Annotated in this window: 21 protein-coding genes and 2 pseudogenes; 16 read left to right on the forward strand and 7 right to left on the reverse strand. The window is 63.9% G+C overall.

Annotated features, from left to right (window positions below; genetic code table 11):
* Positions 1 to 338: pseudogene (locus tag AB7F49_RS28155) on the forward strand (hypothetical protein); the annotation flags it as partial.
* Positions 339 to 566: 228 nt separating this feature from the next.
* On the opposite strand, the gene AB7F49_RS28160 reads toward AB7F49_RS28155, so the two are convergent.
* Entirely contained in the window at positions 567 to 779 is a 213-nt protein-coding gene (locus AB7F49_RS28160) for a hypothetical protein (RefSeq protein ID WP_428528603.1), read from the reverse strand.
* 145 nt (positions 780 to 924) lie between these two features.
* Between AB7F49_RS28160 and AB7F49_RS28165 the strand changes: the two genes are divergently transcribed.
* The 6 genes from AB7F49_RS28165 to AB7F49_RS28190 are packed head-to-tail and all read left to right on the forward strand — an operon-like array spanning position 925 to position 6,408.
* The gene (locus AB7F49_RS28165; RefSeq protein ID WP_428528641.1) at positions 925 to 1,935 is read left to right on the forward strand and encodes an NAD-dependent 4,6-dehydratase LegB; all 1,011 of its coding nucleotides are present in this window, start codon (positions 925 to 927) and stop codon (positions 1,933 to 1,935) included.
* Positions 1,936 to 1,943: 8 nt separating this feature from the next.
* Positions 1,944 to 3,122, forward strand: coding sequence for a LegC family aminotransferase (locus AB7F49_RS28170; protein ID WP_428528605.1), 1,179 nt, complete (start codon positions 1,944 to 1,946; stop codon positions 3,120 to 3,122).
* Entirely contained in the window at positions 3,112 to 3,942 is an 831-nt protein-coding gene (locus AB7F49_RS28175; RefSeq protein WP_428528607.1) for a GSCFA domain-containing protein, read from the forward strand. The genes AB7F49_RS28170 and AB7F49_RS28175 overlap by 11 nt, the downstream gene beginning before the upstream one ends.
* Before the next feature lie 2 nt (positions 3,943 to 3,944).
* Complete coding sequence (locus AB7F49_RS28180; protein ID WP_428528608.1) at positions 3,945 to 4,868, forward strand: Gfo/Idh/MocA family protein; 924 nt, start codon at positions 3,945 to 3,947, stop codon at positions 4,866 to 4,868.
* Complete coding sequence (locus AB7F49_RS28185; RefSeq protein WP_428528610.1) at positions 4,865 to 5,572, forward strand: acylneuraminate cytidylyltransferase family protein; 708 nt, start codon at positions 4,865 to 4,867, stop codon at positions 5,570 to 5,572. Before AB7F49_RS28180 ends, AB7F49_RS28185 begins: the two co-directional genes overlap by 4 nt.
* A gap of 11 nt (positions 5,573 to 5,583) precedes the next feature.
* Positions 5,584 to 6,408, forward strand: a complete 825-nt coding sequence (locus AB7F49_RS28190; protein WP_428528612.1) for an SDR family oxidoreductase — start codon at positions 5,584 to 5,586, stop codon at positions 6,406 to 6,408.
* Here the strand turns inward: AB7F49_RS28190 and AB7F49_RS28195 are convergent.
* Entirely contained in the window at positions 6,377 to 7,489 is a 1,113-nt protein-coding gene (locus AB7F49_RS28195; RefSeq protein WP_428528614.1) for a hypothetical protein, read from the reverse strand. The genes AB7F49_RS28190 and AB7F49_RS28195 overlap by 32 nt on opposite strands.
* A gap of 109 nt (positions 7,490 to 7,598) precedes the next feature.
* Here AB7F49_RS28195 and neuC point away from each other — a divergent pair, with 109 nt between their 5' ends.
* The 6 genes from neuC (at position 7,599) to AB7F49_RS28225 (ending at position 15,367) form a co-directional block, all read left to right on the forward strand.
* Complete coding sequence (gene neuC / locus AB7F49_RS28200) at positions 7,599 to 8,762, forward strand: UDP-N-acetylglucosamine 2-epimerase (RefSeq protein WP_428528615.1); 1,164 nt, start codon at positions 7,599 to 7,601, stop codon at positions 8,760 to 8,762.
* Between the two features lie 6 nt (positions 8,763 to 8,768).
* On the forward strand, positions 8,769 to 9,887 hold the full coding sequence (locus tag AB7F49_RS28205; RefSeq protein ID WP_428528617.1) for a GNAT family N-acetyltransferase: 1,119 nt from the start codon (positions 8,769 to 8,771) through the stop codon (positions 9,885 to 9,887).
* Positions 9,884 to 10,930, forward strand: coding sequence for an N-acetylneuraminate synthase family protein (locus AB7F49_RS28210; RefSeq protein WP_428528619.1), 1,047 nt, complete (start codon positions 9,884 to 9,886; stop codon positions 10,928 to 10,930). The genes AB7F49_RS28205 and AB7F49_RS28210 overlap by 4 nt, the downstream gene beginning before the upstream one ends.
* A gap of 78 nt (positions 10,931 to 11,008) precedes the next feature.
* Positions 11,009 to 11,707 carry a class I SAM-dependent methyltransferase gene (locus AB7F49_RS28215; protein WP_428528621.1) on the forward strand — a complete coding sequence of 233 codons (699 nt, stop codon included), beginning with the start codon at positions 11,009 to 11,011 and terminating at the stop codon, positions 11,705 to 11,707.
* A complete protein-coding gene (locus AB7F49_RS28220) occupies positions 11,704 to 12,750 on the forward strand; it encodes a nucleotidyltransferase family protein (RefSeq protein WP_428528623.1) in 1,047 nt (348 codons plus the stop codon). The genes AB7F49_RS28215 and AB7F49_RS28220 overlap by 4 nt, the downstream gene beginning before the upstream one ends.
* A gap of 190 nt (positions 12,751 to 12,940) precedes the next feature.
* Complete coding sequence (locus tag AB7F49_RS28225) at positions 12,941 to 15,367, forward strand: surface carbohydrate biosynthesis protein (RefSeq protein WP_428528625.1); 2,427 nt, start codon at positions 12,941 to 12,943, stop codon at positions 15,365 to 15,367.
* On the opposite strand, the gene AB7F49_RS28230 is transcribed toward AB7F49_RS28225, so the two are convergent.
* Together AB7F49_RS28230 and AB7F49_RS28235 are read right to left on the reverse strand one after the other, a co-directional pair.
* Positions 15,355 to 16,032: a glycosyltransferase gene (locus AB7F49_RS28230; RefSeq protein WP_428528627.1), complete on the reverse strand. Its 678-nt coding sequence runs from the start codon at positions 16,030 to 16,032 to the stop codon at positions 15,355 to 15,357. The two genes, AB7F49_RS28225 and AB7F49_RS28230, sit on opposite strands and share 13 nt — an antisense overlap.
* Positions 16,025 to 18,361: a tetratricopeptide repeat protein gene (locus tag AB7F49_RS28235; RefSeq protein WP_428528629.1), complete on the reverse strand. Its 2,337-nt coding sequence runs from the start codon at positions 18,359 to 18,361 to the stop codon at positions 16,025 to 16,027. The genes AB7F49_RS28230 and AB7F49_RS28235 overlap by 8 nt, the downstream gene beginning before the upstream one ends.
* 283 nt (positions 18,362 to 18,644) lie before the next feature.
* On the opposite strand from AB7F49_RS28235, the gene AB7F49_RS28240 reads away from it, so the two are divergent.
* A complete protein-coding gene (locus AB7F49_RS28240; RefSeq protein WP_428528631.1) occupies positions 18,645 to 19,373 on the forward strand; it encodes a superoxide dismutase in 729 nt (242 codons plus the stop codon).
* A gap of 118 nt (positions 19,374 to 19,491) precedes the next feature.
* On the opposite strand, the gene smpB is transcribed toward AB7F49_RS28240, so the two are convergent.
* Positions 19,492 to 19,965 (reverse strand): SsrA-binding protein SmpB, encoded by a 474-nt coding sequence (smpB, locus tag AB7F49_RS28245; RefSeq protein ID WP_428528633.1) that lies wholly within the window; start codon positions 19,963 to 19,965, stop codon positions 19,492 to 19,494.
* A gap of 14 nt (positions 19,966 to 19,979) precedes the next feature.
* Positions 19,980 to 20,870 (reverse strand): 4-hydroxy-tetrahydrodipicolinate synthase, encoded by an 891-nt coding sequence (gene dapA, locus AB7F49_RS28250; RefSeq protein ID WP_428528635.1) that lies wholly within the window; start codon positions 20,868 to 20,870, stop codon positions 19,980 to 19,982.
* Between the two features lie 278 nt (positions 20,871 to 21,148).
* Here dapA and AB7F49_RS28255 point away from each other — a divergent pair, with 278 nt between their 5' ends.
* The gene (locus AB7F49_RS28255; RefSeq protein WP_428528637.1) at positions 21,149 to 23,548 is read left to right on the forward strand and encodes a transglycosylase SLT domain-containing protein; all 2,400 of its coding nucleotides are present in this window, start codon (positions 21,149 to 21,151) and stop codon (positions 23,546 to 23,548) included.
* Positions 23,549 to 23,633: 85 nt separating this feature from the next.
* The gene (locus AB7F49_RS28260) at positions 23,634 to 24,548 is read left to right on the forward strand and encodes an alpha/beta fold hydrolase (protein ID WP_428528639.1); all 915 of its coding nucleotides are present in this window, start codon (positions 23,634 to 23,636) and stop codon (positions 24,546 to 24,548) included.
* Between the two features lie 107 nt (positions 24,549 to 24,655).
* Here AB7F49_RS28260 and AB7F49_RS28265 read toward each other — a convergent pair.
* Positions 24,656 to 24,993, reverse strand: a pseudogene (locus tag AB7F49_RS28265) (hypothetical protein); the annotation flags it as partial.

Genomic DNA, 24,993 nt, shown 5'->3' on the forward strand with positions numbered 1-24,993 from the left:
AGTACAGCGATGCGGCCAAGGTGCAGATCTCCAATCTCGGCGAATACTGCATGGCGGGCGGCGCCCAGGTGAACAAGGGCCAGATCGGTCATCTGGCGGCTTGCGATCCGGACTGGTCGATGTGGCGTCTGTCGTCGCGCACCATGTGGAACCCGGTTGCCAACCTCGATGTGGGCCTCGAAGTTGCCTATACCCAGGTGAACACCGCGTTCGAGGGTGGCTTCGACCTCAGCGCCGGCAACCCGGCCAATACCGGCCTGTCGAAGGGTGGCTACCACTTCAACGACACCAGCGTCTGGTCGGCGACCCTTCGCGTGCAGCGCAGCTTCTGGCCATAAGGCCGGCAGCCTGAAGGCTCTGAAATGCGAAACCCCCGGCTGCAAGGCCGGGGGTTTTTCGTTTTCGGGCGAGCAAGACAAGTCGCAGGATCGCGCGGTAGCCCGGACCAGACCCTCGATCGATGCGGCTGACGTCGGCAGGCCTGCCTGGCCTTCGGAATTTTGGAATCGGGTCGCGAGCACCGTTTATTCGGAGGTCTGCCAGCAAAAGTGCCAGCGCGGCTCCCGCTATCGCTTGCCGATCGGGACCACCCTTGCGGCAACGTCCGGAAACAGCAGCCAGATCAGAATACACAGGCCGAAGAAGATCAGGCAGCCTGCAAGAATTATCTTGGCATGGTCCGACACAAGCGCGACCGAGAACGGCTCTCGCTCCCGATAGCGGCTCAGCAACAGCGCGGCGCCCGCCGCAATCATCACGCTCGGAAGGACGTAAATCATCTCGGTCTCGTCGTCGTCACAACAGGCCTGTCTTGGCCGCAACCGCTGCGCAAGGCAAGTGCACTGCCGTTTCCCGCTCGGGTCCCCTCAGTTGCCCTGCCGCGCCGTGACCGCTAAGGTCCCCGCCGCCCACAGAAGCCTGATGATGCGCCAGCTTGCCGGCAAGACCATTCTCGTAACCGGTGCGGACGGGTTCATCGGGTCACATCTCGTCGAGGCTCTCGTCCGCGCCGGCGTGCGCGTTCGCGCGATGGTGCTCTACAACTCCTTTGATTCGTGGGGCTGGCTCGATCACGCCGCGCCGGAACTGCGCGGGCAATTCGAAGTCCTGCCGGGCGATATCCGCGATCCGCAATTCGTTCGCAACGCAGCGGAAGGATGCGAAATCCTGCTGCATCTGGCCGCTCTGATTTCCATTCCGTTTTCCTATGTCGCGCCGGCGGCATATGTCGATACCAACGTCGCCGGGACTCTCAATGTCCTTCAGGCCGGCCGCGCCGGAAACGTCTCCCGCATCGTCTGCACCTCGACCAGCGAGGTCTACGGGACAGCGCGCTACGTCCCCATCGATGAGGATCATCCGCTGCAGGCGCAGTCGCCCTATGCCGCCTCCAAGATCGCAGCCGACCAGATCGCGCTCTCGTTCCATCGGTCGTTCGGGTTGCCCGTGACTGTGCTCCGACCCTTCAACACCTACGGCCCGCGACAGTCCGCGCGGGCGGTGATTCCGACCATCATCACGCAGATTGCAAAAGGCGCACGCGAAATCGAGCTGGGCTCGCTGCATCCAACACGCGATTTCAGTTACGTGGCCGATACCGTGGAGGCCTTCATGCGTGCCGCCGTCGCCGAAGGCGGAAACGGAAAGGTCATCAACAGCGGGAACGGATTCGAAATTTCGATTGGCGACCTCGCCTGCCTGATCGGCGAGATCATGAATGCGAGGGTCACCGTCAGGCAGGCTTCCGCCCGGATACGCCCTCCCGACAGCGAGGTCGAACGGCTTTGTGCGCGTTGCGACCTCGCGACAAGTATTCTCGGCTGGAGTCCCGGCTATGGGGGCCGGGACGGCCTCATCAGAGGCCTGAAAGAGACGATCGCCTGGATCAGCGATTCCGACAATCTTCGCCGCTTCAAGTCCGGTTACAGCATCTGAGCGCCATCATGAGCGCAGACGTCGCGGCCATTGTCGCATGCATCGAAACGGCGATCCGGACATCACGGCGTCCCGTGGCACTTCATGAACCGCTGTTTGCCGGCCTTGAGCACGAATATCTGGCGCGATGCATCGACAGCGGCTGGGTGTCTTCTGCCGGAGCGTTCGTCGATGCCTTCGAGACCGAACTGGCGAAGATTTGTGGGTCCAGGTTTGCGGTCGCAATGGTGAACGGAACGGCTGCCCTGCATGTCGGATTGCGGCTGGTCGGCGTCGCTTCCGGAGACGAGGTCATGGTGCCGGCGCTTACATTCGTTGCGACGGCGAATGCGGTAACCTATTGCAATGCCGTGCCGCATTTCGTGGATATCGACTCTGATCATCTCGGGATCGATCCGAACAAGCTGGCGGCGCACCTCCATCGGATCGCACAATTGCGCAACGGCGTGTGCGTCAATCGGGAGACCGGCCGCTCGATCCGGGCGGTCGTGCCGGTTCATGTGTTCGGGCATCCTTGTGACATGGATGCGATCAATGCGGTTGCGGACGAATTTGCGTTGGCGGTCGTCGAGGATGCAACGGAGTCGCTCGGCAGCAGCTATCGCGGGCAACCGTGCGGTGGCCTTGGCCGCGTCGGCGTCCTGAGCTTTAACGGCAACAAGATCGTCACAACTGGCGGTGGCGGTGCGATCCTGACTGACGATCCGACCCTTGCCGGACAGGCGAGGCATCTGAGCACGACGGCGAAAGTCCCGCATCCCTGGGCCTTCGAGCATGACGCCGTCGGGTGGAACTATCGGATGCCCAATCTCAATGCGGCACTCGGCCTGGCCCAGATCGAGCAGCTTTCGGAATTCGTCGCCGCAAAACGCCGCCTCGCGCGACGTTACGCTGCCGTGTTTGCCGAAATGCGCGGGGTCACATTCGTCCAGGAGGCCCCGGGGACGATGAGCAATTACTGGCTCAATGCGTTGAGGCTCGACCATGCCCTCGCGCCCGACCGTGAAATGCTTCTCGAGGCGACGCACGCAGCCGGCCTGCTCACCCGGCCGGTCTGGACACCGATGCATCAGTTGGAGATATTCCGCGACAATCCGCGCGGTGATCTGGAGGCGACCGAATCGACCGCGCCGCAGCTGCTCAATCTGCCGTCGAGCGCGTCTCTGGGGATGAACGATGTCGAGTAACGAACGCGACCGAAATGCCGCATACGACATTGTCCCGCGGCGCAAGAGCAATTATCCGCGCATGAACGAGGAATTCCTCGATCTTCCGAAGTTGATCGACGACTTCATTCTGGATGAAAACTCATTGCCGCGATTCGAAAGCAACACACGATTCTTCCTGCAGGGATCGTGCTTTGCCGAAAACCTGGCCGCCGAGTTGAAGCAATCGGGGTATTCCTGCTTCTACAATGCGATCACCGAAGCGATCAACAGCCCGCTCGCCAACCTGATCTATCTCGGTCAGGTGAAGGCCAACATGCAGGATCCGGTTCGCAAGGAGATCGAGAAAGCCGATATCTTTGTCCTTACAGTCGGCGTTGCGCCGAGCTGGTTCGCAAAAAGCGACGGAAAGTTTCAGTTCGGTCCGGATCTGCGCAACATCGGCAATTCCGTGCAGCGGACCGCGACCGTGGCCGAGGCGACCCAGGCGCTGCTTGGGGTATTCAGGCTGATCTACGACATCAAGCCTTCAATCCGGATCGTGCTCACGCTTTCTCCGGTTCCGTTGGGAAGCACGTTCGAATTCTCGTCGGCCATCGTTGCCGATTGCGTCTCAAAATCGGTATTGCGCGCCGCGATCCACGAAGCGCTCAACGCCTGCGAGGGACAAAAGCCGATCTATTTTCCCTCTTTCGAAATCGTCCGCTGGGCGGGCGGCCATGCCGGCAATGCATTCGGCGACGACGGCTTGCCGCGCCACGTCGCGAAAGACTATGTGCGGCAGATCATTCACAGCTTCCTGTCGGGCTCGAAAGCGGCACAGGCGGAGAAAGCGGGCTGAGCGTGGTGCGAACCTGCGAGGCTGCCGTGATCGGATACGGATCGATCGGACAGCGTCACAAGCGGATTCTTGAAGAACTGGGCTGCGATGTCACCGTGGTCAGCCGCCGGCCTCTCGACGGCGTGCAGTCCGCGGCGACATTCGGCGAAGCAGTATCGAGGGCAATGCCGGACTATGTGGTGGTGGCGAACGAAACCTCGGCACATGGCAAGACCGTTGAAGCCCTGCTGGAGATGGGATTTGCGAACCGGTTGCTGGTCGAAAAGCCGCTCGGAGCGATGCCGGCAGCAGCCTTCGCTGCCAGGTTCAGGGTCGCAGCGGTCGGCTACAATCTCAGATTCCATCCGGTCGTGAGGGCGCTGGGAGGGGCGGTGGCCGGCCAGAAACTGGTGTCGGCTCATGCCTATTGCGGCCAGTATCTGCCGGACTGGCGGCCCGGCACGGACTTCCGGCTGTCCTATTCGGCCGACCCGGCGCGCGGCGGCGGCGTCCTGCGCGACCTCAGTCACGAACTCGATTATCTGCTCTGGCTGTTCGGTCCCTGGCACAGGGTGGCAGCGACCGGCGGGCGGCTCGGCACGCTCGACATCGCGAGCGACGATTGCTGGGCCATTCTGCTCGAGCTTGAACATTGTCCGGCGGTATCGCTTCAGCTCAACTACCTCGACCGGCCCGGACGACGGCACATCATCGTCAACACCACCACCCATACCTATTGCGCCGACCTGGTCGAGGGAACGCTGATGCGCGACGGCGAGGCGCAAGCCTTTGCGGTGCAGCGCGACGACACCTATCGCGCCCAGCATCTGGCGATCCTGCGCGGCGAAACCGATCGTCTGTGCACGCTGGCGCAGGGCCGGCGGGTCATGCAGCTGATCGAGGCGATCGAGCGGGCAGCCTTGGACAAGGCCTGGGTCTGCGCATGAACCACCTGTGCACGATCTGCGCGCGTGGCGGCTCCAAGGGCGTGCCGGGAAAGAATCTGCGACCCGTTCTCGGAAAGCCGCTGATCGCCTACACCATCGATCAGGCGCGGCAGTCCGGGCTGTTCGCGGCGATCGCGGTCAGCAGCGATTCGGCGGACATACTGGCAGCCGCGCGTGCCGGCGGCGCCGACATTCTGGTCCCCCGCCCGCCGGAACTCGCCAGCGACGAGGCGGCGAAGGTGCCCGCGATCCGGCATTGTCTGGACTATGCCGAGCGCGAGTTGCAACATCGCTTTGCGGTATTCGTCGATCTCGACGTGACCGCGCCGCTGCGGTTGCCCGAAGACATCGTCGGCGCCGTCGCCTTGCTGGAGCAGCGCGATGTATCGAGCGTCGTCACCGGGACGCCGTCGCGCCGCTCGCCCTATTACAACATGGTCGAGTGCGACGAGCGCGGCGTGGTTCGACTTGCAAAGCCGCTGCCGCGCGAATTGGTCAGACGCCAGGATGCGCCCGTCTGCTACGACTTGAATGCGTCGATCTATGTCTGGAATCGAGACCGGTTTTGCGCCAGTCCGGCGGTGTTCTATGATGATACCCTGTTGTTCGAGATGCCGCCGGAACGTTCGATCGATATCGACAGCGAGCTCGATTTCGAAATCGTCCAGATGTTGCTGAGCAAGCGGGCGCGCGCCGCGCCGTAAGGACATGGATCGTGCAGCGCGGATTCTATCGAGGGCAGTTCGATCTGACAGGGCGCGTGGCGGTCGTGACGGGCGCCACGGGCCTTCTCGGCCGGCATTTCTGCGCGGCGCTCGCCGACCACGGCGCGGCGGTGGCGGTCGTCGACCTGGACGCGGATGTCGCCGCGGCCTTCGCGGGCGAACTGCATGAAACCTACGGCGTGACCTGTATCGGAGTGGCCACCGACATCGCCGATCCTGAATCGGTCAAGGCGATGGCGGAGACCGTCGAGCGGCGCCTCGGACCGATCGATATCCTGCACAGCAATGCCCAGGCGCTGCGTCGCGACCCGGCGCGCTATTTTGCGCCGGCCGAGGTCTTCGACCTGGGCACCTGGCGCGACGTGATGGCGGTCAATCTCGATGGCGCCTTCCTGGTAGCACAGGCGATCGGTGCGCGCATGGCTCAGCGCGGCCATGGTTCGATCATCCAGACCGCCTCGATCTACGGGGTGGTGGGACCCGACCAGCGCATCTACGAGGGCTCCGAATATCTCGGAAACGCGATCAATACGCCTCCGGTCTACAGCGCCTCGAAGGCCGCCGTGATCGGACTCACAAAATATCTTGCGGCCTATTGGGGGCCGCACGGAATACGCGTGAACACCCTGACTCCCGGCGGTGTCTCCAGCGGCCAGAACGCGGAATTCGACCGCCGCTATTCTGCACGCGTGCCGCTTGGGCGGATGGCAAAACCTGACGAATTGACCGGCGCGCTGATCTTTCTGGCCAGCGATGCGGCGCGATACGTCAACGGCCAGAACCTCATCGTCGATGGCGGCCTGAGCGCGTGGTAGCGGCCGCGATCCAGCGCGACAGCGGCTGAGGCACGGCGAGTGCCATGCGGGCGGCGGCACGCACCTCCCGCGCGATCCGGCGCATGTCCACTTCATCGTGCCGCTGGTCGATGGGCAGGCTGATCAGGTGATGCCTGATCCAGAATGCCACCGGGTGCCGGTTCGCGTCACACTCGGCATCGGGCCAAAGCGCCGATGCGAAAATTCGCCGATCGTGCAGCCGGTCCAGCACCGCTTCGCGGTCGGACACGAAGACCGGAAGGCTGAACGGAACGCCGCTGTCCGGCTTCCAGAGTGCAACCGCGTCGCGCAGCGCCTCGGCGAGGACGCGCCGGTTCGAGCGGCGGCGACGGGCGTGCCAGTGACGGTCCAGGCGTTCGAGCAGGATGCGCGAATCATCCGTCATCCGGTGTGGCTGATCCGGCCAGGATTGCTCGCTCTGCCGGTTGAGCGCGAGCGCTGCGGCCTCCTGTTGCGGAATTGCCGTGGCAAAGAGCGCGCGCGCCGCGAGTTTCAGCGCAGCCGGCACCCGTGCGACCGGCAGGTTATCGATGTCGTACCGACCGAACTCGCGGCCAAGCGCCAGCACCGCGCCGTCTGCCAATCCGGTTGTCTTGCGAGGACCCGACAGCACCGCCCCGCGGGACGATGGCGCATAGTCGCAATGGCCGAAGGCCGTCTGCGCCGCATCCACCACCACCATGGACGAGGCCGGCAAGGCCGTCTCCAGTGCCTTCACGCCGAGCCATGGCCGCGCGCCGAACAGGGCGGGTACCAGGACCAGTGACGGCCCCGGCAATTGCGCGGCCAGCGCGGCCAATTCCCCATGACGGGCGCCGACATCGTAGAAGCCGATGGTCAGGCCCTGGCGGCGCAGAAAGGCCGGGACCGTCGGGCAGGTATAGGCGCAGATCAGCGCGCTTCGGGCCGGCCGCCGCGCCAGCAGCCATGCCAGGGCCGCACGCCCATGCGAAAACGCCAGCCAGCCGGATCGCCACGACTGCGCGCGCCCGGTGCGGTCCGAAAAGATCGGCAATTCGCCGCCAACGCGCTGTGCGGATACGGGAATGCCCGGTTTCACGGATCAAGGACTCGCAACGGACGAATTCCCGGACTATGGGTGCCTTGGCTTATAATGCCGCCATGACTACCGCAACCAAGCAACCGCTACCCCGGGCCCGGCCTCGCCGATGCGACGCATCCTATCCATCACCGGATCGCGGGCCGATTACGGTCTGATGCGGCCGGTACACGATGCGATCGCAGCGACCGGTGCGTTTGATCTCCATCTTCTGGTCACCGGAATGCACCATCTTCCCGACTTCGCATCCGGCCTTGAACAGGTTCGGTGCGACCGGTTCGGGACGCTGCATGACGTCGCAATTGCCGAACAGGATGATACCGGGACCGGCATGGCGCAGGCCATCGGCCATGGCACCGTCGCGACCGCCGTGCTGATCGAACAGGTCAAGCCCGATATCGTGGTGCTTCAGGGGGATCGCGGCGAAATGCTCGCCGGCGCCATTGCGGCCGCACACATGAACGTGCCGATCGTGCACATGTCAGGCGGAGATTTCAGCGGTTCGATCGACGACTCGGTCCGCAACGCCATTTCGAAACTCGCGCATTTCCACCTGACGAGCAGTGACGCGAGCACGCGGAGGCTGCAGGCGCTCGGCGAAATGCTGGCGCGGATCGTCGAAACCGGCGATCCTGCGATCGATCAGTTGCGTCTGACGGAAACCCTGCCGCTGGCGCCGTTGAAATCCGAGCTTGGCATCCCCGAAGACTCGCCGTTCCTGCTGGCCACGCTGCATCCCGTAACCGACGAGGCCGATCGGGCGGGGGCGCAGATGCAGACGATGCTGGAGGCCCTTGCGGCACTTCGCATGCCGGCCATCGTGACCTTTCCGAACAGCGATGCCGGCGGGCGCGCGATGCGCGACGTCCTGAATGTGTGGCGACAGGAGCCGTTCATCCGGGCCGTCGCCAGCCTGGGATCGCGGCGCTACCTGACGCTGTTGCGGCACGCCGCAGCCGTGATCGGCAATTCGAGCAGCGGCATCGTGGAGGCACCGGCGCTGAAAATCCCGGTCGTCAATATCGGCAGCAGGCAGCAGAACCGGCTGCGTGCGCCCAATGTCGTGGATGTGCCGCATGATGCCGATGCCATCGTCAAGGCGGTCCGCTTCGTTCGCGAAGACCGCGCCTTTCTGGAAGCGCTGGCGCAATGCGGCAGCCCCTATGGCGACGGCCACGCTGCCGAACGCACGATCGACGTGCTGACGCGGCTCAAGCTCGGTCCGGACCTGATCGCCAAGTGGCGCGACGCCGCCGGCCCGTTTCTGGCCTGACCGGCGATGGCCTTTGAAATCCTGACGGCCGAAGGCAAGGACGCCGAGCGCTGGCACGCCCTGGTCAGCAAATTGCCGCCGCAGCGGCAGGACATCCATTTCCTGCCGGAATACGGCCGCATCTTCCAGGAGGCCTATGGCTATTCCTCCCACCTCGCGGTCTTCCGATCCGGCGGTGACGTCGTGATCCAGCCTTTCGTGCGCCGCCCCCTGATGAACCTGCCGTTCCTGCGCGACGCGGCCGACCGCGAGCATTTCACCGACATCGCCAACCCGTATGGTTACGGCGGGCCGGTGAGCAATATCGGCGGTGCGGCGGCCGGCGGGGATATCTACCGCGAATTCGCGCGCGAATTTTCCGCCTGGTGCGACGAAGCCGACATCGCAAGCGAATTTGCGAGTCTTCACCCGTTCATGAGCGATCACCAGCGTGCGCTGGCCGGCACCGTTGTGATGCCGCTGCTTCAAAAGCAGGTCGTGTATGTCGATCTGACGCAGACCCAAGCCGCGATTGCGAAGGGGCTACGGAAAGGTCACCGCAGTTCCATCGCGGCCGCCCGGCGCGCAGGGGCTGTGGTTCAGCGCGCTGCGCCAACGATCGATAATCTGACACGGTTCAACGCACTCTATCACGCCACCATGGTACGCCGGCAGGCGGCTGAACGATGGTTCGTGCCTGCGAATTTCTTCGAGAATTGTCTGCATCAGCTCGGGCCGGATCGTAGCTCGCTGTTCTTCGCATCGGTCGATGGCGAGATCGAAAGCGGATGCCTGCTGGTGCACGATTTTTCCACCGCCTATTATCACTTTGCCTCCACGCGGGCGGGGCACCCGGCGCTCGGCATCAACAATCTCATGATCCATGAGGTGATCCATTGGGCGCAGGCGGCGGGATTTGCGCGCCTGCATCTCGGCGGCGGCGTTACCGGCCGCGCCGACGACAGCCTGTTGCGCTTCAAGGCGGGCTTCTCCGCATGCCGCGCACCGCTCTACACCTATTTCAGTGTGCGCGACCAGGCGATATATGACCGGCTGAGCGAGCGCAAACGCGCATACGAGATCACAACCCTGGGCAGGGAATCGCGATCCGGGTTTCTTCCATTGTATCGGCGTGAGGACGCATGAAATTCGGCATTCGTGAATTCCGCTTTGCTGACGGCGACGCGCCGGTGGTGATCGGCGAAATCGGGGTCAATCACAACGGCGATAGTGGTCTCGCACGCCGCCTGATCGATGTCGGCGCTGCCGCAGGCGTCGATATCGTCAAGCTTCAGGTCTTCAAGAGCGAGAAGGAGATCAGCCGCTTCACCGCGCTCGCACCCTATCAGTCGGTCGGCACCGGCGCCCAGAACCAGCTCGAATTGTGCAAGGCGCTTGAGCTTTCCTACCCGGACCTGCGCGCGCTGTCGGACCATTGCATCGACCGCAAGATCGGTTTTCTTTGCTCCGTGTTTGATTCCGACAGTCTCGCCTTTGTCGCCGATGACCTGAGGGCAACGTCCGTGAAAGTCGCCTCCGGGGAGGTGACCAATCTGCCCTTTCTCGAAGAGATCGGACGCCGCAGGCTCGGCGTCATCCTTTCGACGGGCGGATCGACCCTTGCGGAAATCGCAGCCGCGCTGGCGATGCTGCGCGATAGCGGATGTCCCGAACTCGTGCTGCTGCATTGCATATCGAGCTATCCGGCGCCGGACGCCGAACTCAATCTGCGCGCGATCGGCGCATTGAGGGACGAGTTTCGGCTGCCGGTCGGCTTCTCGGATCATTCCGTCGGACTGGAGGCTGCGGTTGCGGCGACCGCGTTGGGCGCGGTGGCGATCGAGAAGCATTTCACGCTCGATCGCGCGATGCCGGGGCCGGACCATCAGGCCTCGCTCGAACCCGAGGGTCTGAGGCGACTGGTCGACGCGATCAAGACCGCGCATGCGATGCTCGGTGACGGCATCAAGGGCGTCGCACCGTCGGAACGCGAGAATTTACCGTTGATCCGCAGAAGCCTGGTGGCAAGCCGGCCGCTGCGCCGGGGCGAAAGGCTGACGCGCGACATGATCGAGATCAAGCGTCCGGCCACCGGCATCGCCCCCGGCAGCCTGCCGGAGGTTCTGGGCCGCGCGCTCGATTGCGACCTGGAAAGCGACCAGCCGATTACCTGGAAGAGTCTGGTTTAGCGGGGTTTTCCGGCGAATGCGCGATCCTTTACTTGCCAAAGCGCGGTCAGTAACTTGCCGCCCTTCAGGGAGGCAGCGATGACGCTTTCAGGGACCGTGGCGACGACGCCGGCTCCGACATGGAACAGCATCTGGGATGAGATTTTCAGCCGGCGCGACTGGGGCAAGTATCCGAAGGAGGAACTGATCCGGTTCGTGGCCTGGAACTATTATTCCGCGCCGGACCGCAGCGCCGTGCGCTTCCTCGATCTCGGCTGCGGCTACGGATCGTCGGCCTGGTATCTCGCGCGCGAGGGGTTTTCGGTCGATGCGATCGACGGTTCCGCGGTGATTGTCGAGAAGCTCAGGCAGCGGATGAAGTCCGAGAGTCTGACCGCGCGCTGCATTGCGGGCGATATCGTGGACCTGCCATATCCACCGCGCACGTTCGATTGCGTGGTCGATATCGGATGCCTGATGTGCAACACCCCGCAGGACACGCGCCGCATTCTCGACGGGGTCTATGACCGCCTCAAGCCCGGCGGCAAGCTGTTCTCGATCAGTGCGACGCCCCGGTGCTTCGGATTCGATTCCGGCCCGCAGGTCGCCGAGGCGACCTATCGCGATCTCACCGTGGGGTCGTTTGCCGGGACCGGCACCGTGCGATTTTCGACCGAGCAGCAGATCCGCGACATCTATTCGCGGTTCGACCATCTGACCATCGGGCTCAGCGAATACAGCCTGCGCGATCCCTCCCAGATGGTGTCCAACTGGCTGATCGAGGGCACCCGCGCATGAATGGCGGGCCACCACGCGCGTTCCCCGGCCTGGTCATCGTCGAGGGGGTTTCGATCCGCGATGCGATTCAGGCGATCGAGACCAATGGCCGGGAGATGGTGCTGGTATGCGATTCGTCGGATCGCATCGTCGGCCTGATCTCGGACGGGGACGTGCGCCGTGCCTTGCTGTCCGGCCGCACGCTCGACATGCCGGCGAGCGATGTCATGACCCGCGATTTCTTCACGGTCGCGCCGGAGATCGACCGGGCTTCGGTGCTGGACGTGATGATGGCGCGATCGTTCCCGTATGTGCCGGTACTGGACCATGACGGGAGACTGATCGCCGTCCACTTTCTGCGCGATCTGATGGGCGCGACTCGCAAGCCCAATGTCGCGGTGGTGATGGCCGGCGGCAGGGGCACGCGGCTGCGGCCGGTGACCGAAGCGATACCGAAGCCGATGATCGAGGTCGCCGGCCGGCCGATGCTGGAGCGGATCGTGCTGCATCTGGTCGGTCATGGCATCCAGACGATCTACATCGCCGTGAATTTCATGGCCGACGTGATCGAGCGGCATTTCGGCGACGGCCGCGCGCTCGGATGCCGTATCGAATACCTCCGCGAGACCACACCGCTCGGCACCGGCGGCGCGCTCGCGCTGCTGCCCGAACGCCCGGCTCATCCTTTCCTGGTGCTCAACGCCGATCTCGTGTCGCGCGCCAACCTGACCGCCATGCTCGACGCCCATATGCAGCGCCAGCACGCGGCGACCATCGGAGTCGGTCCCTATCAGGTCCAGATCCCGTTCGGCACGGTCCGCGAGCAAGGCGGCCGTCTGCTGTCGATCGCGGAAAAGCCGACACTCGACTTCCTGATCAATCGCGGCATCTATGTGCTCGATCCGTCGGCACTGGATCATGTGCCGCACCAGCGCGATTTTCCCATCACCGACCTGTTCGAGGCCCTGCTTGCGGCCAGGAAGAATGTCGGCGTATTCAATTTCGACGACCCGTGGATCGACGTCGGACATTTCGAAGACCTGCGCCGCGCGCAGGGCGGCTAGTGGAGCGGATTGATATTCGCTACCCATCCACCCGCGGGCGCGGCCCAGCGAATGTCAAATCCAAAGCTCCACTAGAATCCAATACTTGCTAGTGGTCCTCTGATTCTAACATTCGCAAAATGGCCTGCCGAGAAGGGATGCGAATGTTAGAATCGGACCACTAGCTGGTCTGACGGGACGGGATCATCCAATGCCGAAGCAGCCGAACCGGCCGGAAGGGAGATTTCCGGTCGTCTATCTCCCGATCGAGTTCCAGTCGCGCGAATTCGACAGCAAGGCGCTGCTTGCGGCAACGCTGGCGGAGCGCGGATACACCGTCGTGCTTGGACAGCAATGGCTGCTTTATGAAACGCTGTCCCGGCTGCCGCCCGGCGTCGTGCTGTTCAAGAGCTTCAACAAATTTCACCAGGCGGCCATGACGCAGGCGCGTCAGCGCGGCCATCGCGTCGTGATTCTGGACGAGGAATTGCTGGCACAGACCGAAACCAAGGCGGTCGAAGCGCTTTGCACCGAAGGCGTGTTCCGGTTGCCGGATCTCATTCTGGTCGACGGCCAGTTCGAGCACGAAATACTGGCCCGTCTGTCCGGCGGCAGGAACCGCATCGAAATCACCGGCAACGGACGCATCGATTTGCTCAAGCCGCGCCTGCGGCCGCTGTTTCAGCGCAAGATTGATGACATCGTCGCGCGTTTCGGCAGCTTCATCCTCGTGAATACCAATTTTTCGATCCTGAACAGCATCTGGCAGAGCACCGAGCAGGTCACGCGCATTCAGGTTCAGGCCGGCTTCACCAATCCCAAGGATCCGGCGTCGGTGCAGCTCTGGCAGGATTACATCGATTGCGAGGACGCCAATCTGAAGGCCATGCACATTGCGATCCGGGAGCTGGCGCGCCGCCGCCCGGAGCAGCGCATCGTCATCCGGCCCCATCCCGGAGAACATCTGAAGAAATGGGATGGCCTGTTCTCCGACCATCCGAATGTCGTCGTGCTCCGCGAAGGTCCGCATATTCCCTGGACGATGGCCTGCCGGCTGTTGCTTCACACCTCCTGCACCACGGGGTTCGAGGCCTTCGTGGCCGGCAAGACGGCGCTCAGTCTGACGCCACGGCAAAGCTGGATCACGTCGTCCCTGATTTCGAACCACGTCAACCCGACCTTCGCCGACCCGCTCGCATTGGTCACCGCGGTCGAAGCCATCCTCGACGGCGGGACGCCACCGGAAGCCAGTCCGCTGGGGATGCCGGCGGAACATTATGTCTGGAATTGCCGGGACCATGACGCGACGCCGCGCGTCGCCGATCTCCTTGCCGAGGGTTTGCCGCCGCCGAGAAATGTCGCGCTTCCCGGGCTTCGCAGTGCGCCGCTCGACCCGAAGCTCAAGTCGAAATTCGACGTTTCGCTGCGGCTTTGCGCCGACACCGTTCAATCGGTCCGCGACGCGATGGGAATGACGAGCAAGATCGCCGTCCAGGAAATGGGAGACGGTCTTTTCGTCGTCGCACCGTCCGGCCGCGTCAGGATCGAATGGCCGGCGAAGCTCGATCCGAAGCAGATTCGCGCGGCGATGGAGGCCGAACTGCGTGTCCGCAGGTTCAAAAATGCCTACGAGATTTTTCGGGCGAATTTCGCCGAGGCGCACCGCCACGGCGAATTGTGTTTCCTTGCCGGTGCCGCCTGCCTCGAACTCGGCGAGGCCCGTCTGGCGCTGCAATATCTGCAACAGGCGACGGTGGCCGACAGCAACGTCAATCCTACCCTCGCTCTGATGCTGGCACGCGCGTATCAGAAGCTGGAAGACTATGAGATGGCGCGCCGCTACGCGGAATACGCTTATCGGCAGGCTCCCGCGCATCCTGATCCGTTCCGCCTGCTGAAGGAGACGACCGCGCAGGCCGGAAAGCCGCTGCCGCGACACTGGGTGGTGATCGGCTGCTCGCATGTACGCTATTTCCGCTACATGCAGGTCAACCAGCCGCGGTTTTTCGACGGCGCGGTGCACCTCGAATGCTACGAGTTTGCCGGCGCGACCGCATTCGGGCTCGGCAATCCGTCAGCCGAATCCGGCGCGCTGAAGGCGACGCGGCAATTGCGGACGCAAATCGGACAGGCCGACCGGGTGCTGGTCTATTTTGGCGAGATCGATTGCCGGCGCGCTGCCTGGAAGGCCGCCGTCGATTCCGGCCGCGACATCGACGACACGATCGCCGATTCCGCCGCGCAGCTCGAGAAATACGTCGCGCAGGAAATCCTGCCGCATAACAGGAACGTCATCCTGCTCGGCGCCAAGCCGCAGATCATCGGCGACAACGATTTCTACAAGAATGCACTCGCCGACGAGCGGACGATTTTCCGGCCGCTGGAGGAACGCGAGCGCGTGACCCTGCGCTTCAACCAGCGCCTGAAGGCCTTCGCGGCCGCGCAGGGGATCGAGTCCGTCGACCTCGACGACGAACTCACATCGGAGGAATCGCGCCGCCGCTTCTTCGATGAGGTGTTCTGGGACACCTACACCGACGACACGCACGGCAATGCCGATTTCTTCGCGCGACTGTATTTCGAACGACTGAAGCGCTTCGCCGATCCGCGCCAGGCTAGCGCCGATCAGGCGACATAGGTCGTCTGCTCCAGCATGGCGGCCCATTCGTCCGCATAGTCGGAATTCCTGTAATTGGCGAAATACGGCCCGCCGCGCGTGAAATGGACAATCCTGGCTTCCGGGTCGTAGTCATATTCGCCGACCAGCCAGTTCCAGGTCAGCGGCAGATCGCCGATCAGCGCCTCGTCCGTCAGCCATTTGAACTGATGCAGCTGCAGCCCGGTCGCGCTGTTCACGTAATCGGGCGTCAGGGTCCTGCACCTGGCATTGTTGAAGAGCATGACGCTCGACCAGTTCTTCTTTTCGTATTTGGTCTGCACCTGGCCGAGAAACTTCACCTCATCCTTCGGGGTATAGTCGTGCTTGCAAACCATGACGGCGTAGCGATCGTCCGCGAGTGCGAACAGCTCCGCGATATCTGCGCGCAGCAGCATGTCGCAATCCATGAACAGCGACCAGCCGCGATAGCCGGACAGGCAGGGCACGAGAAAGCGCGAGAACGAAAATTCGGTCGACTGAAGCTGGTTGCGCTCACGGCTGAATAGCGCCGTGATGTTTCGCAAATTGATCGGGGTGAAACGAATCGGCTGCGAGCTCTTGGCGATAATGCTTTGACACAGCACGTGATAGGCCACGATTTCCTTGCTGTCGTAGCCGATATAGACGTCGAGAGGCTCAGTCATTCTTGTTTCCGTCCAGGAAGCGCGTCAGGCTTGCGCCGATCGAGGCGATGACATCGTCCCATTCGCCGGGTGCGCTCTGACGATACAATCGGACAGATCCATACCAAGCCATTGCCTCGCCTTCGGTACCATAGCGCCACTCCGCGCGCCACGGAAGCATGCCCCAGCAGGCCTGGCCGAGGGCGCCGGACATGTGAATGGTGGTGTTCTGAACGGAGATGACGAGGTCCAGCGCGGCGATCAGGGCTGCGAATTCGTCAAAGTCGTTCACATCGTTCAGCGGCCGCCGGATCGGATGGTCGGGGTTGGCAGCATTGAATTGCTCCAGTTCCTCCGTCACGTCTCCGTATTGCAGCGAAACGAACCGGCAATCGTCGCGGCGGATCAGCGGAGCCAGCCGCTCAAGCTCGATCGAGCGGTCGTTGCGGCGGGTCTTGGCGGTGCCGCCCCGCCACGACAGCCCGATGGCGGCGCGTCCGCCGGTTTCTCGCGCGAGCGTCTCGCGCCAGCGCCCGGCACGATCCGGATCGGACCGAAGGTAGGGCGTACCTGGAAACGCCCGGCGATCGCGCCGATACGCGTAACCAAGGCTGCCGGCATAAAGGACGAGCCTTGAAGCCGCAGCTTGTGCGAGGCCGTCCGTGTCGGTGGCGACAATGGCGACACCGGGAAAGGAATGCTCGAAAAGCCCCACCAGCCTCGGCTCGACATTGTAGGCAACCGACGCCGCATCCTGCATCAGGTCCGGCAGGATGCTTGCGAACATGATTTCGTCGCCGATGCCTTGCTCGGCAAGGACGAGGATGTCCTTGCCCTGAAGGTCGGAGCGCGTGAGACGCGTTCGAATGGGCAGGTCTTTTGCCAGCAGGTCTTTTGCCAGCGCCCGGTAGGCATCGCTGTCCTTGTTCTGCAGCCGGTACTCGTAGGCGTCCCACCCATCCGCGACGCTGCCGACCGAGAGCTTGGCCAGCGCCTTGTTCCAGTAGGGTTCGACATAATCGGGGTCGATCTCGATCGCCTTGTCGTAGGATTGGAAGGCTTCGTCGAAGCGCTTCATGTCGCCGAGCGCATTGCCGCGCCCGAGCCAGGCTTCCGGCACCGCCGGATTGAGGGCAAGAACCTGCTCGAAGGCCGCAAATGCATCGTCGTAGCGCTTGAGTGCGGCAAGCGTGTTGCCGCGGCCCAGCCAGGCGCCTTCCAGCGCAGGCTTGAGCGCAATCGCCCGGTCGTAGGCGTCCAGCGCCTCATCGTTGCGAACCTGCTCGTACAGGAGGTTGCCGCGGCCAAGCCATGCCTCTGCCAGACCGGGTTGCAACGCGAGCGCGCGGGAAAAAGCTTCGGATGCCTCGTCGAAGCGCTTGATGCGCACCAGCAGATTGCCATGTGCCAGCCAGGCCGGCGCGAGATTCGGATCGAGCGCCAGTGCCTTGGCAAGGGCCGCCGCCGCGGCGTCGTCCTGCCTGGTCTCGTACAGGACGTTGCCCCGCCCAAGCCAGGCGGCAGCCAATGCCGGATCGAGCGCAAGCGCACGGTCATAGGCGGCCAGAGCCTCTCCGGTACGCTTGAGCTCACGCAGGGCGTTGCCGCGACCGAGCCAGCCCGGCGCGGAGTTTGGATTGCGCGCGATCGCCTTGTCGTAGGCGTTCAACGCTTCCTGCTGCTGCCCGAGGGTATCGAAAGCATTTCCGCGTCCGATCCACGCAAAGTCGAGTCCCGGATCGATGGTGAGCGCCTTGTCGAAGGTCGCAATGGCATCCTCAATCCGGCCGAGCTCCATGAGCAGGCTCGCGCGTCCGATCCATGCCTCGGGAAGTCTCGGCGCGAACGCAGACGCCCGATCATAGGCAGCCAGTGCTTCGTCGACACGTCCGAGCAAACCCAGGACGCGGGCCTGATTGCAGAGCGCCTCCGGATAATTGGGCTTGAGAGAAAGCGCCCGACTGAAATCGCCGACGGCGTCATCGAAACGGCCGAGATCGCTCAGCACCGTGCCGCGGCTGTTCCAGGTCTCCGCATGTTTGGGATTGAGGCGAAGCGCGGCATCGAACTGCGCGAGCGCCTCTGCCGGCCGCTTCAGTCGCTTCAGGATCAGTCCGTAATTGTAGAAGGAAGCATCCGATCGCTGCTCGAGCTTCACGGCCTTCGCGATGAAGGGCTCCGCCTCGGAAAAGCGCTCCATGCTCATCAGCACGACGGTGAGAAGATTGAGCGCTCCGACATGTCGCGGATCGCGATCGAGCAGCTTCCGGAACAATCGTTCGGCTTCGGGAAGTCGTCTTTGGTTCAGTGCGGCGAGAGCGTTTTGCAGCAGCTTGTCGGTCGCGCTCATCGAGCCTGATCGTCCATGCACCGGCCTTTCCGGGCCGATTTTGGCATTCGGGGCGGGGACCCTATTCGGGCCCTTGGTGAGGGTCAACCCAAGGCGGCCGCCGTGTCCAGGCGACACGGATCGAGCGTCACGCTCACTTCCATGTGACCGCCCTCTATCTTCCGGATGAAACATTATAGGCTCGAAACCGTAGTTTCAGAAAGTGCGAACAACGCACCGCGCGATTGCGCATGCCCGCTCGACAACCGCCGACCCGTCGTCAAACGCTGCAGGAGGATTCCAGATGAACAGACGTCACAGCCTGAAACTGCTTGCCGGTGCCGCGGGAGCGCTTGCCGCCAGCGGCCTCATCGGCCGCAGCGCCGTGCTGGCGCAGACCGCGCCGGCCCAGCCGTCAGGCCCTTTCAAGCTGCCGCCGCTCGGATATGCATTTTCGGCGCTCGAGCCGCATATCGACGCGCGAACCATGGAAATCCACCACGACCGGCATCACGCGGCCTATGTCAACAATGCCAACCAGCTTGCCGCCCGCTGGGCCGAACTCGGGAAAATGCCGATCGAGACGATCCTCTCGGACCTGAGCAAGGTGCCCGAATCCGTGCGCACCGGCGTGCGCAACAATGTCGGCGGCGACTGGAACCACACGTTCTTCTGGGAGCTGATGACTCCGGGTGGCCCGAAGGAGCCATCGGGCGAACTCAAGGCGGCGATCGACACGTCGTTCGGCAGCGTCAATGCGATGGCGGACAAGGTGAATGCGGCGGGCGGCGGCCGGTTCGGTTCGGGCTGGGCCTGGCTGGTGGTGAACAAGGACAAGAAGCTCGACGTCATCAGCACCGCCAATCAGGACACGCCGCTCGAGCTTGGCGCCAAGGCTGTGCTCGGCGTCGATGTGTGGGAGCATGCCTATTACCTGAAATACCAGAACCGGCGCGCGGACTATCTCAAGGCGTGGTGGAACACGGTCAACTGGGACAAGGCCGGCGCCAATTTCAAGAAAGCCATGACGTGATCGACCTGACCTGACTGGCTCGGGCCCGTTCGACCCGCTCCTGAACTGGACGCAGCCGCTTGTCCCCAATCATGCGGATTGCGTCCCCTGACCCGCGGCTGCCCGCAGGGCCCGCGGGTCAGCCTTTCGCCCGCAACAGCCGCCCGCGCTCGCGGTCCCAGCTCCGCTTCTTCAGGGTGTCGCGCTTGTCGTGCAGCTTCTTGCCGCGAGCCAGCGCGATCTCGACCTTGGCGCGGCCCCTGGCGTTGAAATACAGCTTCAATGGCACCACCGTGAAGCCCTGCCGCTCGACCGCTCCGATCAGCTTGTTGATCTGGCGCTTGTGCAGCAGAAGTTTTCGCGGCCGCTTCGGTGCGTGATTGTCACGGCCGGCCTGCAGATATTCCGGAATATTGGAGTTGATCAGCCACATTTCGCCGCCGCGGGAATCCGCATAGGATTCCGCGATCGTCGCCTTTCCGGCGCGAAGCGATTTCACCTCGCTGCCGGTCAGCGCGACGCCCGCTTCGAAGGTCTCGCCGATTTCGTAGTTGAAGCGCGCCTTGCGGTTGTCGGCCACCACCTTCAGGGGGCGCTCTTTCGCCTCTGCCATCCTGGTTCGCGTGTCTAGTTCAGCAGGCCGGCATGGACCATCGCGCTCCGGATCGCGGCCTTGGTCGCCGGCGTCACCGGCAGCAGCGGGAGCCGGACGTCCTCATTGCCGCGGCCCAGCAGCGACAGGCCGCATTTGGCGCCGGCAAGTCCGGGCTCCATGAAGATCGCATGATGCAGCGGGACCAGCCGGTCCTGGACCATGAGACCGGTCCGGTAGTCGCCGGCAAGCGTCGTGTCCTGGAGCTGCTTGCAGAGCGCGGGCGCGACATTGGAGACCACGGAGATACAGCCGTGACCACCGGCGGCGTTGAACGCAAGCGCGGTCATGTCCTCGCCCGAGAGCTGAATGAATTCATCGCCCATCGCCTGACGCTGCAGCGAAACGCGCGCGAGGTTGCCGGTCGCGTCCTTGACGCCGGCGATATTCTTCAGTTCGAACAGCCGCTGCATGGTGTCGACGCTCATGTCGACCACCGAACGAGGCGGAATGTTGTAGATGATGATCGGAATGCCGATCGCGTCGTTCACCGCCCTGAAATGGTGGACCATGCCCTCCTGGGTCGGCTTGTTGTAATAGGGGGTCACCACCAGAACGGCGTCGGCCCCTGCCTTCTCGCCGTGCCTTGCGAGAGCCACCGCCTCGGATGTCGAATTGGAGCCAGCTCCCGCAATCACCGGTACGCGGCCTTTGGCCTGATCGACGCACCATTCCACGACCCTGTGATGCTCGGGATGCGACAGGGTCGGACTCTCGCCCGTCGTCCCGCAGGGCACGAGCCCGTCGGTACCCTCGGCGATCTGCCACTCCACAAGATCGCGCAAGGCCTTTTCGTCGAGTTCACCGTCGCGGAATGGCGTCACCAGTGCGGTGAACGATCCCCGGAATTTTCCATTTGCTGTCATGATACCGCACCCGGACCGGTACAACCTTGGCGAGGCTTGAAACCGTGGACCCGTCGCGGAACTCGCCGGAACGCGACGGTGAGCCGATCCATAGCGGTTCGCCTCGGGGCTTGAAAGCGATTGTTCATGAACGCCGAAGACGGCGTGCCGCGGTGGCGTGCCGTGCTCTTGCCGCTTTCCGATGGCAGGGACCGTTTGCAGGACGTTAATCGGTTCCTCAGCATATTCAGGGCAATAGCCAGCTGCACCCATCCGATTCGGAAGGCGAGGGCTTCGATTTGATACGTAATGGCTCGTTCCCGGTCGCCGTGGCCGGCCTCTTTGCCGTGTTGAGCGCCGCCGCCGTGGTCGAGGCCGCGCCCAAGCCAAAAGCCGATGAAGCGCTTGCCGCCGCCAGCGCCCAAAGCAAAGTCAAATCGACAAAAAAGGCACAGCCCAAAAAACCCAGTGCTGCCGCCGACCGGAAGGGTGCGCGAGCCGCCACCAAGCCGTCCGGCAAGAAAGCACCGGCAAGGAAGGCGTCGCACGCAACCCCGAAGGCCGCGCCGAAATCGGCCGCGGTCCCGCTGCCCAAGCGGCGCCCGGCCGAGAGCGCAACCGCGGTGGGGGCGTTTCCGACTCCGATCGGAACCGCGCCGATCCTGTCGTCGTCTGCCTTCGTCGGTGCGAGGCCGCCTGCCGAGAGCCCGGCTCCAGCCGTCACTGGTCCCCGGCAGGTGGCTTCGCTGACACCACCGGCCGCGCGCGTGCCAGCCGCGCTGGCGCCGGCCACGCCGATCTCGGCCGAGAATCTGGCCGCAGTCAAAAAGGCGATCGAACTGACGCGGCGGGGCCGCAACAGCGACGCAACTGCGGTTGCCGGCACCGTTACCGATCCGGTCGCCGCAAAGCTGATCGAGTGGGTGGTCCTGCGCGCCGAGACCGACGACTTCGATTTCCAGCGCTATGCGGGCTTTGCCACCCAAAATCCGGGCTGGCCCAACATCAACCAGTTCCGCCGCAAGGCGGAGGCGGCGCTTTACCAAAATGGCGTCAATGACGCCGTGGTGCGCCGCTATTTCTCGACCACAGCCCCGCTGACGGCCAAGGGCAAGCTCGCCTTCGCTCGTGCCCTGCTTTCGCAGGGGGATCGCGCACAGGCGCAACAGCTCGTGCGCGATGCGTGGCGAACCGACGCACTCACTGCCGATCTGGAACGCCAGGCGCTCGAGAGCTTGGGCACGCTGCTTGGCGGCGGCGATCACAAGGCGCGGATGGACCGCCGCCTTTATGCCGGCGACACCGCGGCGGCGTTGCGTGCAGCCGAGCGCCTCGGCGCGGCCCAGGTTGCGATCGTCCGGGCTCATGCGGCGGTGATCGGCAAGTCCTCCAAGGCGAAGGCGCTGCTGGACGCGGTACCTGCGGAGGCCCGCACCGACACCGCCTATCTGTTCTCCAGAGCGCGATGGCTGCGCCGTGCGGACCACATCGACGACGCGGCGCGCACCATGTTTGCGGCCTCCATCGCTCCCACCAACGTGCACGATCCGGACGAATGGTGGGAGGAGCGGCGGCTGCTTGCGCGCGAACTGCTTGATGCCGGCCAGGCCCAGACCGCGTTCCGGGTCGCCCGCGACGCCGCCATGCCGGAAAAGGAAGGCGCCCGCGTCGAGCAGGCGTTCACGGCCGGCTGGATCGCGTTCCGTTTTCTCCACAATGCGGCTGCAGCCAAACCGCTATTCGCGCGCACCATCGAGGTGGCGGAACACCCGGCTTCGATCTCACGCGGCCATTACTGGTACGCCCGCGTATGCGAAGCGCTTGGTCAGAACGCGGAAGCCCGAACCCATTATGAGCGCGCCGCGCGGTTTTCGAGCACCTATTACGGTCAGATCGCGCATGCGCGGCTTGGTGGCTCGGAGCTTCGACTGGCTCCACCACCCGCCAGCCACCCGCAGGCGCATCGGCTCGAAATCGTCCGCGCGATGGAGATGCTTTATGCCATCGACCAGCGTGATCTGGTCGCATCAGCCGCCGCCGACATGGCCGACCGGGCGGTCGACCCGGCGGGTCTGGCCGCCGTTGCGGCGCTGGCCGAGAAGAAGGGTGACGCGCGAACGCTTGCGCTGCTTGGACGCACCGCGGTCAGCCGCGGATTGCCGTTTGAGTATTACGCCTATCCAACCGCCGGATTGCCGAAATTCACGCCGATCGGACCACCGGTCGAGCCGCATGTGGCCTACGCGATCGCGCGTCAGGAAAGCGGGTTCAACCCGCGCGCGCGATCGAGCGCCAACGCGCAGGGCCTGATGCAGGTGCTGCCGGGAACCGCGAAGCTGGTGGCAAGAAGGAACGGCATCGCGTTCGACGCCAAGAAGCTCTACGATCCCGTCTACAACGTGCAGATCGGGGCCGCCGAGCTTGGCCATGCCATCGAGAATTATCGCGGGTCGTACATTCTCACGTTTGTGGCCTACAATGCCGGCCCCGGCCGCGTACGCCAGTGGATCGAGCGCTTCGGCGATCCGCGCGATCCGAAGATTGATCCGATCGACTGGGTCGAACGCATCCCGTTCTCCGAAACGCGCAATTACGTGCAGCGCGTGATGGAGAACATGCAGGTCTACCGTGTACGGTTCGGTGCGTCTCCGAAACTGATGATCGAGGCTGACCTGCGGCGCGGCATGGCGGCGAACTAGCCGGCCGGGGGCGTGGCGGACGTGAAATCCGCTGCGCGTGGGTCAGGTTCTTTGCCGGGCGTCGGCCGTGGCTTAGACTTGCGGCATGCTCGAACCAACTGCTGCCCCGCACGCCGAAAGCCGCTTCATCGCGGCACCGGATGGGCTTTCGCTGCATGTGCGCTGTTACGGCGAGGCGGCCATGACATCGCACCTGCCGGTGCTCTGTCTGCCGGGGCTCACGCGGACCGAAGCCGATTTCGAAGCGCTGGCACGCCGGCTTTCTGAAGACGCCGTGCATCCGCGCCGGGTGTTCGCACTGGATTCGCGGGGCCGTGGCCGATCGGACTACGACCGCGACTGGCGCAACTACAATCTCGCCGTCGAACTCGGGGACGTGATCGCCGCGGTTGCCGCCCTCGGGCTCGATCGCGCGATCTTCGTGGGGACCTCGCGGGGTGGCTTGCTGACGATGCTGCTCGCGGCGGCGCAGCCGATGGCCATTGCCGGGGCCGTCCTCAATGACATTGGACCGGTCGTCGAGCCGGCAGGCCTGCTGCGGATCAAGGGTTATGTCGGCAGCACGCCGCAGCCGCGCGATTTTCCGGATGCTGTCGACATTCTGCGAGAACTCTTCGGCGCGCAATTCCCGAACCTTGGCGCTGCGGACTGGCTCGCCTGGGCCCATCGCAGCTGGCGCGCCGGTGCGGACGGCCTTGTCGCGACCTATGACACGGCGATCGCCGAGACTCTGAAGGACGTCGATCCGAACGAACCGATGCCGGCGCTCTGGGAGCCGTTCGACGCGCTTGCGCCGGTGCCAACCCTGGTCATCCGCGGAACGCTATCGGACATCCTTTCGATCGAGACGGTTTGCGCGATGCGAGAGCGGCGCGGAGACCTGGAAGCGATCGAGGTTTCCGGCCAGGGACACGCACCGCTGCTGGCCGAGGCTCCAATTCTGGCACAGATCGCAGATTTCATTCTGCGCTGCGACCGGGCGCAGCAAGCCGACCGATAGTTCGATACCGGCCTGTGCTGCCGGGGAAGCGGGTACGATGTGACAACGAAAAACCCCCGGCCTTGCGGCCGGGGGTTTCGCATTTCAGAGCCTTCAGGCTGCCGGCCTTATGGCCAGAAGCTGCGCTGCACGCGAAGGGTCGCCGTCCAGACGCTGGTGTCGTTGAAGGCGTAGCCACCCTTCGACATGCCGGTATTGGCCGGGTTGCCGGGGCTGAGGTCGAAGCCACCCTCGAACGCGGTGTTCACCTGGGTATAGGCAACTTCGAGGCCCACATCGAGGTTGGCAACCGGGTTCCACATGGTGCGCGACGACAGGCGCCACATCGACCAGTCCGGATCGCAAGCCGCCAGATGACCGATCTGGCCCTTGTTCACCTGGGCGCCGCCCGCCATGCAGTATTCGCCGAGATTGGAGATCTGCACCTTGGCCGCATCGCTGTACT

It is taken from the genome of Pseudorhodoplanes sp. (genome assembly GCF_050250235.1).
Lineage (GTDB): Bacteria > Pseudomonadota > Alphaproteobacteria > Rhizobiales > Xanthobacteraceae > Pseudorhodoplanes.